This is a genomic window from Streptomyces sp. DH-12 (assembly GCF_002899455.1).
GTDB lineage: Bacteria > Actinomycetota > Actinomycetes > Streptomycetales > Streptomycetaceae > Streptomyces.
Genome location: NZ_PPFB01000001.1, coordinates 66,138 through 80,365, shown reverse-complemented (window position 1 = coordinate 80,365; position 14,228 = coordinate 66,138). Strand labels below are relative to the sequence as shown.

General features: G+C 75.7%; 1 protein-coding gene. It reads right to left on the bottom strand.

Going from position 1 to position 14,228, the window contains the following annotated elements:
* Positions 1-42: 42 nt before the first annotated feature.
* Positions 43-14,154, bottom strand: coding sequence for a type I polyketide synthase (locus tag C1708_RS00230; RefSeq protein WP_502696107.1), 14,112 nt, complete (start codon positions 14,152-14,154; stop codon positions 43-45).
* Positions 14,155-14,228: the final 74 nt, after the last annotated feature.

The window sequence follows — 14,228 nt, the reverse complement described above, 5'->3', positions numbered from 1 at the left end:
ACGCATGTCGGCGTGCGCCCCGTCCGCTGCGTCACAGGCATGTCAAGAGTTCCTGAACTCGTTCTCGATCAGCGCGAGCATGTCGTCGACGGAGGCGTCGGCGAACTCCTCGTCCGGTTCGCCCCCGGTGGCGGTGCCCGCTGCCCCGTCCGGCGCCGGGTCCGCGGTGTCCTGGAGCCGGTCGGCGATGCCGCGCAGCCGGTCGGCGAGGGTGGCGCGGTGCTCGTCGTCGGCCGGGAGGGCGGCGAGGGCGTCCGCGAGCCGGTCGGTCTCCGCCAGCAACGCGGTTCCGCGGCCGGCGTCCACGAGGAGCGCGGACTCCAGATGGGCGGCGAGGGCGGCGGGGGTGGGATGGTCGAAGGCGGCGGTGGCAGGGAGGGGGATCCCGGTCCGGGCCGAGATCCGGTCGCGGAACTCCAGGGTCGTCAGCGAGTCGAAACCCAGCTCCAGGAAGCCGCGCCGGGACTCGACGCGGGCCCCGGCCCCGTGGCCGAGGACCTCGGCGGCCGTGGTGCGGACCAGGTCGACCAGGGCGGGCCCCCGGTCCTGCGGGGGCATGGCGGTGAGCCTTCGGCGGAGGTCGGTGGCCGCGTCGGGGGCCTGCGCGGGCTCCGGGCCGTCGGGGTGCGAGCGGTCGGGGCCGGGGGTGTCCGCACCGGTGCCGGCAACGATCTCCTGGAGGAGCGGGCTCGGGCGGGCGGCGGTGAAGAGCCGGGAGAAACGGGCCCAGTCGACCTCGGCGACGGTGGTGCAGGGCTCGTCGGAAGCGAGGGCGTCGAACAGGGCGTCGACAGCGGATTCCGGCTCGAGGGCGGTGAGGCCGCGCCGCCGCAGGTCCTCGACGACGCCGCCCTCCACCGCCATCCCGGAACCCGCCCAGGGGCCCCAGGCCACCGAGGTGGCCGGCCGTCCGTGGGCCCGGCGGCGACGGGCCAGCGCGTCCAGGTGGGCGTTGGCGGCGGCGTAGGCTCCGTGGTCGCCGCTGCCCCAGACTCCGGCGATGGAGGAGAAGAGGACGAAGGCGTCGAGGGGCCGGTCGGCGAGGAGTTCGTCGAGGAGGTCGGCGCCCGTCACCTTGGCCGCGTTGGTCTCGGCCAGTTCGGCGGCGGTGAGGCGGTCGAGCCGGGTCAGGCGGGCCGCCCCGGCGGTGTGCACGACCGCGTCGACGGGGTGCTCCGCGAGGAGGGCGGTGACGGCGTCGCGGTCGGTGAGGTCGCAGGCGGCGATGGTCACGCGGGCGCCGAGCTCGGTCAGTTCCTCGCGCAGCCCGTCGGCGCCGGGGGCGCGGGGTCCCCGGCGCCCGGCGAGGACCAGGTGGCCGGCGCCCGAGGAAGCCAGCCGCCGGGCGACGTGCCGGGCGAGCGCGCCGGTGCCGCCGGTGATCAGGACGGTGCCGCGCGGGGTCCAGCCGGGGCGCGCGGCCCGGGGGGCGCGCGGGGCGTGGACGAGGCGGCGGGCGAGGACGGCGCCGGGTCGTACGGCGATCTGGTCCTCGGTGCCGCCCAGTACGGCGGCCACGTCGTCCCAGAGGGCGTTCTCCGGCCGGGTGCCGGTGCCCGGCAGGTCGAGGAGGCCGCCCCAGCGGTCGCCGTGCTCGAGGGCGGCCACCCGGCCCAGGCCCCAGAGCTGGGCCTGGGCCGGGGAGAGGCGGGCCGCGTCCTGGGTGTCGGTGGCCACGGCTCCGGTGGTGAGGCACCACAGGGGTGCGGTCACCCCGGCGTCGCCGAGGGCCTGGAGGAGGGTGAGGGCCGGGGTGAGGGGCGTCTCGTCGGCGAGGGCGAGGAGGGAGACCACGCCGGTGGCGGCTCGGGTGCCGTCTCCGCCGGTGGTGTCGAGGAGTCGCCGGAGCCGGTGGGCGGTCTCCGCACGGTCGGTGAGGGTTTCCGCGGGGAGGCGCAGGGTGAGGACCCGGGCTCCGTCGGCGGAGAGCCGTCGGCCGAGTGCCTTCTCGGCGTCGGCGGCGGCGCCCGCACGGGAAGTCGCGGCGGGGGTCACCAGGAGCCAGGTGGCGGCGCCTGCTCCCGCGCCGCCCCGGAGGGCCGCCTGCCGGACGGGCCGCCAGGCGACGGTGTAGCGGCGGGAGTCGCCGGCCGCCCGGTCGTGCCGGGCTCGGCGCCAGGCGGCGAGGACGGGCAGGGCCGGGGCGACGGTGTCGGCGAGGGTGCCGTCACCGACCGTGGCGAGGGTCTCGGCGAGGGTGTCGGTGAGGCCGGTGAGGTCCTCGTCCTCGACGGCCTGCCAGAAGCGCGCGTCCTGACCGGACGGGTCGTGCGGGGCGAGGTCGCGGGGGCGTGCGGGTGACGGCCAGTGGCGGGTGGGGCGGAAGGCGTACGTGGGCAGCTCGACGGTGCGGGTCCGGCCGGACCGCTGGAAGGCCGCCCAGTCGACGGTACGGCCGTGGGCGTGGAGCCGGGCGAGGGCGGTGGCGGCCTGCTGCGGCTCGTCGGTGCCCGCGCGCAGCGCGGCGGCGAGGACGGGCGGCGCCGCCTGCCCGCCGGGCGCGTCGGCCGCTGGGGGCGCGGTGGACAGGCAGTGGCCCGCCATGGCGGTGAGGACGGCGTCGGGTCCCAGTTCGAGGAAGGCGGTGACGCCGTGGGCGCGGGCCGCCGCGACCCCGTCGGCGAACCGGACGGTGCGGCGCACGTGGTCGACCCAGTAGTCGGGGGAGGTCAGTTGGCCGGGGGCGGCGAGGGCGCCGGTGAGGTTGGAGAGGACGGGCAGCCGGGGCTCGTGGAAGGTGAGGCCGCGGGCCACGGCCCGGAAGGCGTCCAGCATCGGGTCCATGTGCGGGGAGTGGAAGGCGTGGCTGACGCGGAGCCGCTTGGTCCGGGCGCCCCGTCCGGCGAGGGACCCGGCGAGGCGCGTGACGGCGTCCTCGTCGCCGGAGAGGAGGGTGGAGGCGGGGCCGTTGACGGCGGCCACGGCGACGCGTCCGGCTGCTTCCGGGTCGGCGTCGAGCGCGGCCAGGACCTCGGCCTCGGCGGCCTCCACGGCGATCATGGCGCCGCCTTCGGGCAGCTCGCCCATGAGCCGGCCGCGTGCCGCCACCAGGGCGCAGGCGTCGGGGAGGGAGAGCACGCCGGCGATGTGGGCGGCGGTGAGTTCGCCGACGGAGTGGCCCATGACGGCGTCGGGCCGCACGCCCCAGCTCTCGTAGAGTCGGAAGAGTGCCGTGCCCAGGGCGAACAGCCCGGCCTGGGTGTAGGCGGTCCTGTCGAGGAGGGCTGCTTCGGCGGTGCCCTCCTCGGCGAACAGCAGCTCGCCGAGGGGGCGGCCGAGCGCCGGGTCGAGGTGGGCGCAGACCTCGTCGAGGGCTTCGGCGAAGACGGGCTGTGTGCGGGCCAGCTCCCGTCCCGCCCCAGGGCGTTGGGAGCCCTGCCCGGGAAAGAGGAGGGCCAGCTTGGAGCCCGGTTCGGCGAGGGCCCGTTCGACGCCCGGGGTGGGGGCGCCGTGGGCGAGGGCGGTGAGCCGCTCCACGAGCTGCGCGCGGTCGCGGCCGACGAGGACGGCGCGGTGGGGCAGGGCGGTGCGGGTGACGGCCAGGGAGAACCCGATGTCGGCGGCGCTCGCCCCGGCCGCGCCGGTGCCTGCCGTTCCCGGCGTGCCGGGCCGGTCCAGGTGGGCGAGGAGGCGGGCCGCCTGCGCCTGCACGGCCTCCTCGGTGTGCCCGCTCAGCGGCCAGAGGACGGCCGCGGGACCGGCCTGCTCCTGCGGTCGGGGCCCGGGGGCCTGGTGGCCGGCCGGCTCCTGGTCGGGGGCCTGTTCCAGCACCACGTGGGCGTTGGTGCCGCTGAAGCCGAAGGAGGAGACGCCCGCCCGGCGGGGGCGGTCTTCGGGGCGGGGCCACTCCCGCTCCTCGGTGAGCAGGCGGACGCCGCCCTCCGTCCAGTCGACGTGGGAGGAGGGCGCGTCGACGTGGAGGGTCCTCGGGAGGCGGCCGTGGCGCATCGCCTCGACCATTTTGATGATCCCGGCGACGCCGGCGGCGGCCTGCGTGTGCCCGATGTTCGACTTGACCGAGCCGAGCCACAGCGGCCGGTCCTCGGGACGGTCCTGCCCGTAGGTGGCGAGGAGGGCCTGCGCCTCGATCGGGTCGCCCAGGGTGGTGCCGGTGCCGTGTGCCTCGACCGCGTCCACCTCCGCGGGTGCGAGACCCGCGTTGGCGAGGGCCTGGCGGATGACGCGCTGCTGGGCCGGCCCGTTCGGGGCGGTCAGGCCGTTGGAGGCGCCGTCCTGGTTGACCGCGCTGCCGCGGACGACGGCGAGGACCCGGTGGCCCTCGCGGACCGCGTCCGAGAGCCGCTCGACCAGCAGCACACCGGCGCCTTCGGACCAGCCGGTGCCGTCGGCGGCCTCCGCGAAGGACTTGCACCGGCCGTCGCGGGACATGGCGCGCTGCCTGCTGAACTCCACGAAGATGCCGGGCGTCGACATCACCGTCACCCCGCCGACCAGGGCGAGGTCGCACTCACCCTGCCGCAGCGACTGCACTGCCAGGTGCAGCGCCACCAGCGAGGAGGAGCACGCGGTGTCCACCGTCAGGGAGGGACCCTCGAAACCGTAGGTGTAGGAGAGGCGCCCCGAGACCACGCTGGCGGAGTTGCCGGTGCCGAGGTGTCCCTCTACGTCCTCGCCGGAGGCGGCGAGGACGGCGGCGTAGTCCTGGTTGTTGAGCCCGGCGAAGACGCCGGTACGGCTGCCGCGGAGCGAGCCGGGGGCGATGCCCGCGCGTTCGAACGCCTCCCAGGAGGTCTCCAGCAGCAGCCGCTGCTGCGGGTCCATCGCCAGCGCCTCACGCGGCGAGATCCCGAAGAACTCGGCGTCGAAGTCGGCGACCTCGTGGAGGAAGCCGCCCTCACGGGAGTACGAGGTGCCGCGCCGGTCCGGGTCGGGGTCGTAGAGGTTCTCCAGCGGCCAGCCGCGGTCGGCGGGGAAGGGGGAGATGACGTCGGTGCCGTCGGTGACGAGCCGCCAGAGGTCCTCGGGCGAGCGGGTGCCGCCGGGGTAGCGGCAGGCCATGGCGACGATGGCGACGGGCTCGTCCGGGTCGAGCGGCGCGGCCGCCGCGTCGGCACGGCCGGGCCGCTGCGTCCCGGTGGCCTCGGCGGCCATCGCGGTGAGCCGGCGGGCGAGCGCCTGCGGGGAGGGGTGGTCGAAGACCGCGGTGGCGGGCAGCCGGAGCCCGGTCGCGGTGGCGAGGCGGTCACGGAGTTCGACGGCGGTCAGCGAGTCGAAGCCCAGCTCGCGGAAGGGCCGCTCGGGGTGGACGGCGCCGGGGCCGGCATGGCCCAGCACCTCGGCCGCCCGGGCGCGGACCAGTTCCAGCGCGACGGAGGCGGCCTCGGCCTCGCCGAGACCGGTCACCCGCCGCGCCCAGTCGTCCCCCGACGGCGAACGGCCGGTCCCGGCGGTGGCCGCCGCGCGCAGTTCCCCGACGGCCGGTACGGCGTCGAGGAGGGGGCTCGGCCGCAGCGCGGTGAAAGCCGGGTGGAAGAGGCTCCAGTCCACGTCGGCCACGACCGTGGCGGCCCGGCCCTCGGCCATCTCCCGTTCGAGGGCCTGCACGGCCCAGGCCGGGCGCAGCGCGCGCACCCCGCGCTTGCGCAGGTGGTCCTCGACTCCCCCGTCGACGGCCATGCCCGCCTCGGCCCACGGCCCCCAGGCCACGGAGGTCGCGGTCAGCCCGCGGGCCCGCCGGGCCTCGGCCAGCGCGTCCAGGACGGCGTTGGCCGCCGCGTACCCGGCCTGTTCGCCGCTGCCCCAGACGCCGGCGATGGAGGAGAAGAGGACGAAGGCGTCGAGGGGCCGGTCGCCGAGGAGTTCGTCGAGGAGGAGAGCGGCTTTCGCCTTGGCCCGCAGCACCCCGTCCAGTTCGGCGGCGGTCAGCCGGTCGAGCGGGGTGAGGTGGGCGGTGCCCGCCGTGTGGAAGACGGCGTCGACGGGGTGCGCGGCGAGGAGGGCGGCGACCGCCTCCCGGTCGCCCACGTCGCAGGCCGCGAACGTCACGCGGCACCCCGCCGCCCGCAGTTCCTCGCCGAGTGCCGCGGCTCCCGGGGCACGCTCCCCGGCACGGCTGACGAGCACCAGGTGCTCGGCCCCGGCCTCGGCCTGGCGGCGGGCCAGGCGGGAGCCGAGGGCACCGGTTCCCCCGGTGATCAGTACGGTGCCCCGGACCCGCGTCCCCGGCGCCGCCGGGTCGGCGGCGGGCAGGGGGACGAGGCGACGGACGTGGATTCCGTCGGAACGCACCGCCACCTGGTCCTCGGCGCCGCTGGTCAGGGCCCGGCAGACCTGGTCCCAGGCGGTCCCGTCGATCGCCTCGGGCAGGTCGAGCAGCCCGCCCCACCGGCCGGGAAGCTCCAGGGCGGCGGTCCGGCCGAACCCCCAGACCCCGGCCTGGGCCGGGTCCACGGTCCGCTGCCCGGCACCGCCGGCCTCCACGGCACCGGAGGTCAGGCACCACAGAGGTGCCTCGCACCCGGTGTCGCCGAGCCCTTGGAGAAGGTGCAGCAGAGGGGTCAACAGAGGGCCGGGACCGTCCGCGTCGGCGGCCGCCAGCAGCGAGAGCACCCCGCGAACGCCGGCTTCCGCGAGGTGGGACCCGATCTCGGCGGCCAGTTCCGCGCGCGAGGCGTCCGCGGTCACCCGGACGACGACGGCCTCGTCGGCCCGCGCCGCCAGCGTCTTCACCGCTTCCCCGGCCCACGGTGCCGCCGCCCCGTCGGGCACGGCGATCAGCCACCGGCCCGGCAGAGCGGCCTGTCCGTCCACGGCCGTGCGGGGCCGCCAGACGAGGCCGTACCGGCGCCGCTCCCCACCGCCCCGGCCATCGGCGGGTTCCAGCCAGTAGCGCTCACGCTGGAAGGCGTACGTCGGCAGTTCCACGCGCCGGGCGTCGGCGGCCGTGCTGGTGAAGTGGGCGGCCCAGTCGACCTCGCCGCCGTGGGCGTGCAGGCGTCCGAGGGCGGTGAGCAGGGAGAACGTTTCCTCGCGGTCCTTGCGCAGCACGGGCGCGAACAACGCCTCCCCGGCCTCCGGCAAGGTGCTCTGCGCCATGGCGGTAAGCACACCGTCCGGGCCCAGTTCGAGGAAGCGGGTCACGCCTTGGGCGTGGAGGGTCCGCACGCCGTCGGCGAAGCGGACCGCCTCACGGACGTGCCGCACCCAGTAACCGGCCGTCGAGAGCTCGGGATCGGCGACCTCACCGGTGAGGTTCGAGACGACGGGGATGCGAGCAGGCCCGTAGGTCAGCGACTCCGCGACCTGCCGGAACTCCTCCAGCATCGGATCCATCAACACCGAATGGAACGCGTGACTGACCGTCAGTCTCTTCGTACGCGCGCCCCGCTCGGCGAGCGCGGCGGCGACCTGCTCCACCGCCGCCTCCGCACCCGAGACGACCACCGCACGCGGCCCGTTCACCGCGGCGAGGGAGACACCCTCGACCAGCGCCGCACGGACCTCGTCCTCCGACGCCTCGACCGCCACCATCGCCCCACCCGCGGGCAGAGCATCCATCAACCGCCCACGCGCCACCACCAACGCACACGCGTCATCCAGGTCCAGCACCCCGGCCACATGCGCGGCCACGATCTCCCCCACCGAATGCCCGAGCAGTGCGTCCGGGCGCACCCCCCACGACTCCAGCAGCCGGAACAACGCCACCTCGACCGCGAACAACGCCGCCTGCGTGAACCGCGTCCGATCCAGCAGACCAACACCCTCGCCCTCGAAAACGAGGGTCTTCAACGACCGGCCCAGCCCACCGTCCACCCGCGCACACACCGCGTCGAAAGCATCGGCGAACACCGGATACGCGGCATACAGCTCCCGCCCCATCCCGACCCGCTGCGCACCCTGACCCGTGAACAACAGCGCCAGCCGACCACCGGAGACGGCGGCGCCCGGGTGACCGGCGGCCTCCTCCAGCCCGGCGAGCAGATCCTCACGCGAGGACCCGACCACCGTGAGCCGGTGCGCGAAGGCGGTGCGGGTGGTCGCCAGCGAGAGGCCAACATCCACCGGACGCAGTTCCGGGCGCTCCCGGACGTACGACGACAGCCGTGCCGCCTGCTCGGCGAGGGCCTGCGGGGACCTGGCCGAGAGCAGCCAGGGCACCGCCGCGCCCTGGGCGGCAGCAGCGGCGCCGGTCTGCTCGGCGGGCACCGGGGCGGGCTCGGGGGCAGGAGGCTCCTCGAGGAGCAGGTGGGCGTTGGTGCCGCTGAAGCCGAAGGAGGAGACACCGGCCCGCCGGGGGGTGGCGCGCGGGGGCCAGGGCACGGGCTCGGTGGCGAGGCGGACGGCTCCGGCGGACCAGTCCACGTGTCCGGTGGGCTCGTCCGCGTGCAGGGAGCGGGGCAGGACGCCGTTCCTGAGGGCGAGGATCATCTTGATGACCCCGGCGACTCCGGCGGCGGCCTGGGTGTGCCCGATGTTGGACTTGACCGAGCCGAGCCACAGCGGCCGGTCCGGGTCGCGCCCCTGCCCGTAGGTGGCCAGCAGCGCCTGCGCCTCGATCGGGTCACCCAGCTTCGTACCGGTGCCGTGCGCCTCCACCGCATCCACGTCCGACGGGGCGAGCCCCGCGTTGGCCAACGCCTGCCGGATCACCCGCTGCTGCGACGGACCGTTCGGCGCCGTCAGCCCGTTGGAGGCACCGTCCTGGTTGACCGCGCTGCCCCGGATGACCGCCAGCACCTGATGACCGTTGCGCTCCGCGTCCGAAAGACGCTCCAGCACGAGCATCCCGGCGCCCTCGCCCCAGCCGGTGCCGTCGGCGCCGGCAGCGAAAGGCTTGCAGCGGCCGTCGGTGGCCAGTCCACGCTGGCGGCTGAACTCGGTGAAGGCAGTGGGGGTGGACATGACCGTGACGCCGCCCGCGAGGGCGAGGTCGCACTCGCCCTGCCGCAGCGACTGGGCGGCCAGGTGGATCGCCACCAGCGAGGAGGAGCACGCGGTGTCGACGGTGACCGCCGGGCCCTCCAGTCCCAGGGAGTACGCGACACGACCGGAGACGACGCTCGCCGCGCTGGCGGTGCCCAGGTAGCCGTCGGTGCGTTCGTCGGCGGCGCGCTGGATGACGGAGGCGTAGTCCTGGCCGTTGGTCCCGGCGAAGACGCCGGTCAGGCTGGAGCGCAGGCCGGCGGGGTCGATCCCGGCCCGCTCCAGGGCCTCCCAGGACGTCTCCAGGAGGAGTCGCTGCTGCGGGTCCATCGCCAGCGCCTCACGCGGCGAGATCCCGAAGAACTCGGCGTCGAACTCCCCCGCTCCGGCCAGGAATCCGCCGACGGTGACGTACGAGGTGCCGGGGCGGTCCGGGTCGGGATCGTAGAGGGAGTCGATGTCCCAGCCGCGGTCGTCGGGGAAGGGCCCGACGGCGTCCACGCCGCCGGCCAGCACCCGCCACAGCTCGGCGGGGCTCTCCGCTCCGCCGGGGAAGCGGCAGCCGATGCCCACGACGGCGACCGGATCGCCGGCGGCCGCGCCCGCGCCGGGAGGCGTGGCGGTCGGAGCGCCCTGGGACCCGGAGTCCGGGGACAGTTCCGCGTGGAGGAAGCCGACCAGGTCGGCGGGGGTCGGGTGGTCGAAGGCGAGGGTGGCGGGCAGGGACAGGCCGGTGGAACGGGCGAGTGCGGAGCGCAGTTCGACGGCGGTGAGCGAGTCGAAGCCCAGGTCGCGGAAGGGCCGCCCGGAATCGACCAGGTCGCCGGTGCCGTGGCCCAGCACCTCGGCGGTGTGGCCGCGAACCAGGTCGAGCAGGAGAGCCCGGCCGTCGGCGTGGGAGAGGGAGGCCAGTTCGGCGCGGAGTCCGGCGGCGGTGCCGGCCACGGGCGCGGAACGGTCGCCCCCGTCCTCGGCGGCCGTCCGGGCGGCGGCCTCACGAGCGGCCGGGACACCGTCGAAGAGCGGGGCGGGCCGGACGGCCGTGAAGGCGGGGAGGAAGCGGTCCCAGTCGACGTCGGCCACGGTGACACAGCCGTCGTCCTCGCGCAGGGCCTGCCCGAGGGCGCGTACGGCACGGGCGGGCGCCAGCGGCCGCAGCCCTCTGCGGCGCAGCCCTTCGGCGGCGTCGCCCGCCGCCATCCCCGACTCGTCCCAGGGACCCCAGGCGATCGAGGTGGCGGTGAGACCCTGGGCACGGCGGAGTTCGGCGAGCGCGTCGAGGTGGCTGTTGGCCGTGGCGTAGGCGCCGAGGCCGCCGCTGCCCCACACGCCGGAGATGGAGGAGAAGAGGACGAAGGCGTCGAGGGGCCGGTGGGCGGTGAGGTCGTGGAGGTTGCGGGCGCCGAGCACCTTGGCGCGGCCCGCTTCGGCGAGGTCTTCGGGGTCCAGCTCCGCCAGCGGGGCGGAGGGGGCGGTTCCGGCCGCGTGCAGGACGGCGTCGACGGGGTGGTCGCGCAGCAGGGCGGCAAGGGCTTCCCGGTCGGCCACGTCACAGGCGACGATCAGGGGCGCGGCTCCCAGGGTGACGAGTTCCGCGTGCAGTTCCGCCGCTCCGGGCGCCTCGGGGCCGCGCCTGCTGGTGAGGATCAGCCGCTCGGCGCCGCGTTCGGCCGCCCAGCGGGCGATCCGCGCGCCGAGCGCGCCGGTGCCCCCGGTCACCAGGACGGTGCCGCGCAGCTCCGGCTCGCCGCCGCCCCCGGAGGTCGGGGCGGGGACGAGGCGCCGGGTCAGGATGCCCGGGGCGCGCAGCGCCACCTGGTCCTCGGACCCGTCCGCGACGAGCGCGCACAGCCGTTCCCAGTCCACGGCGGCGGGAGTCCGCAGCAGGTCGACGCAGCCGCCCCACCGGTGGGGGTGCTCCAGCGCGGCCACCCGGCCCAGGCCCCAGATCTCGGCGCGTTCGGGGCGGGGCGGAAGGTCGTCGGGGCCGGTGGCGACCGCGCCCCGGGTCAGGCTCCAGAGCCGGGCGCCGGAGGCGGGAGCGGCTCCCTCCCGCCCCTCCAGCGCCTGAAGCAGGCGGAGGGTGGCGGCGGCGTCGGGGAGGAGGGAGAGCAGGCCGTCGACAGGCTCCCGGTCCTCCTCCGCACTGCTCGCCCACTCCTCCACCTCGTCGAGGGTCAGCGCCCGTGCCCCGCGCGCGGTGAGCGCGGCGACCGTTTCACGGGTGCCGTCCGCCTCGCCGTCCCCGTCGGCCGGGGTGACGAGCAGCCAGGTCCCCGGCAGGGCCGGGGCCCGTCGGTCCTGGGCGGGAGCCCAGGACACGCGGTGGCGCCAGCGGTCCAGCAGAGCCTGTTCCCGGCGTCCGCGCCGCCAGGCCGCGAGAGCCGGCAGCACCTCGTCCAGCCGCGCGCCGGGCAGATCGAGGGTGCGGGCCAACGCCTCGGCGTCCTCACGCTCGACGCTCTCCCAGAACAGCCGCTCCCCCTCGTCTGCTGCCTGGGCGGGACGCGGGTCGCCGTCGTACCAGTAGCGGCGGTGCCGGAAGGCGTAGGTGGGCAGGGCCACGGGCCGGGCGGGTGCGGCGGAGCCGTCACCGGTGAGGAAGGCGGCCCAGTCGACACGCCCGCCGTGGGTGTGGAGCCGCGCGAGCGAGGCGGCCAGGGCCGTGGTCTCCGCGCGGTCCTTCCGCAGCGCGGGCACGAGGAGCGCGTCCTCCGCCTCCGGCAGGGTGGTGCGCGCCATGGCGGTGAGCACACCCTCGGGCCCCACCTCGAGAAAGCGAGTGACGCCTTGGGCGTGCAGGGTCCGCACGCCGTCGGCGAAGCGGACCGCCTCACGCACATGCCGCACCCAGTAACCGGCCGTCGAGAGCTCGGGACCGGCGACCTCACCGGTGAGGTTCGAGACGACGGGGATGCGAGCAGGCCCGTAGGTCAGCGTCTCCGCGACCTGCCGGAACTCCTCCAGCATCGGATCCATCAACACCGAATGGAACGCATGGCTGACCGCCAGCCTCTTCGTACGCGCGCCCCGCTCGGCGAGCGCGGCGGCGACCTGCTCCACCGCCGCCTCCGCACCCGAGACGACCACCGCACGCGGCCCGTTCACCGCAGCGAGGGAGACACCGTCGACCAGCGCGGCACGGACCTCCTCCTCCGACGCCTCGACCGCCACCATCGCCCCACCCGCGGGCAGAGCATCCATCAACCGACCACGCGCCACCACCAACGCACACGCGTCATCCAGGTCCAACACCCCGGCCACATGCGCGGCAGCGACCTCGCCGACCGAGTGGCCCAGGAGTGCGTCCGGGCGCACCCCCCACGACTCCAGCAGCCGGAACAGTGCCACCTCGACCGCGAACAACGCCGCCTGCGTGAACCGCGTCCGATCCAGCAGACCAACACCCTCCGCACCCTCACCCTCGAACACGAGGTCCTTCAACGACCGGCCCAGCCCACCGTCCACCCGCGCACACACCGCATCGAACGCCTCCGCGAACACCGGATACGCGGCATACAACTCCCGCCCCATCCCAACCCGCTGCGCACCCTGACCCGTGAACAACAGCGCCAGCCGACCGCCGGAGACGGCGGCGCCCGGGTGACCGGCGGCCTCTTCCAGCCCGGCGAGCAGCTCCTCGCGCGAGGACCCGACCACGACGGACCGGTGCTCCAGGGTCGCGCGCGTCGTCGCCAGGGCGTGACCGATGTCCCAGGGGGAGAGTTCCGGGTGGGAGGCGGCATGGCTGCGCAGCCGTGCGAGCTGCGCGCCGAGGGCTTCGGCGGAGCGGGCCGAGACGGACCAGGCGATCGGTGTACCACCGTTCTCCCGCCGGGCGGCAGGGGCGGCTGACGCCTCCTGGGGCGCGGCCGTCTCCTGGGGCGCGGGGGGCTCCTCCACGATGACGTGGGCGTTGGTGCCGCTGATCCCGAAGGAGGAGACGCCCGCCCGGCGGGGGCGCTCCTCGCTCCTGGGCCAAGGGCGTTCCTCGCGGAGGAGTTCCACGGCGCCGGCGGACCAGTCGACGTGCGGTGTGGGGTCGGCGGCGTGCAGGGTTCCCGGGAGGCGGTCGTGGTGCATCGCCTCGACCATCTTGATGATCCCGGCGACTCCGGCGGCGGCCTGGGTGTGCCCGATGTTGGATTTGACCGAGCCGAGCCACAGCGGCCGGTCCGGGTCACGGTCCTGGCCGTAGGTGGCCAGCAGGGCCTGCGCCTCGATCGGGTCACCCAGCTTCGTACCGGTGCCGTGCGCCTCCACCGCGTCCACGTCCGACAGGGTGAGACCCGCGGAGTGAAGTGCCTCGCGGATGACCCGCTGCTGCGCGGGCCCGTTGGGGGCGGTCAGGCCGTTGGAGGCGCCGTCCTGGTTGACCGCGCTGCCCCGCAGCACGGCGAGAACCTGGTGGCCGTTGCGGCGGGCGTCGGAGAGCTTCTCCAGCAGGAGCAGGCCCACCCCCTCGCCCCAGCCCGTCCCGTCGGCCCCGGCGCCGAAGGACTTGCAGCGGCCGTCGGCGGCGAGACCCCGCTGCCGGCTGAACTCCACGAAGGTGTGCGGGGTGGACATGACGGTGACGCCGCCGGCCACGGCGAGTTCGCACTCGCCCTGGTGCAGGGAGCGGATGGCCCAGTGCAGGGCGACCAGGGAGGAGGAGCAGGCGGTGTCGACGGTGACCGCCGGGCCCTCCAGTCCGAAGGTGTAGGCGACGCGTCCCGAGACGATGCTGCCCGCACTGCCGTTGGCGATGAATCCCTCCAGCCCTTCGGGGACTCCGTCGAGGCGGGAGGCGTAGTCGTGGTACATGACGCCCGTGTAGACGCCGGTGCGGCTGCCCTTGAGGCTCCGGGGGTCGAGCCCGGCGCGTTCGAGGAGTTCCCACGAGGTCTCCAGGACGAGCCGCTGCTGCGGGTCCATCGCGAGGGCTTCGCGCGGCGAGATGCCGAAGAGTTCGGCGTCGAACCGGGTGGCCTCGTGGAGGAATCCGCCCTCGCGGGTGTACGAGGACCCGGGGCGCTCACCGCTGGGGTCGTACAGGTCGTCGTCCCAGCCCCGGTCCGTGGGGAAGGCGGAGACGGCGTCCCGGCCGGAGGCGACGAGTTCCCACAGGTCCTCGGGGGAGGCGACGCCGCCCGGGTAGCGGCAGGCCATGGAGACGACGGCGATGGGCTCGCGGTCGCGCTGCTCCAGCTCGCGGAGGGAGCGGTGGGCCTGGCGGAGGTCGCCGGTCACCTTCTTGAGGTAGTCACGAAGCTTGGCCTCGTTGGACACGTTGGACATGGGTGTCACCTGCCGCAGGCTGTTCGGGGGTCCGGGACCGGTCGAGGGGCGGGAGCGTTGCGTTC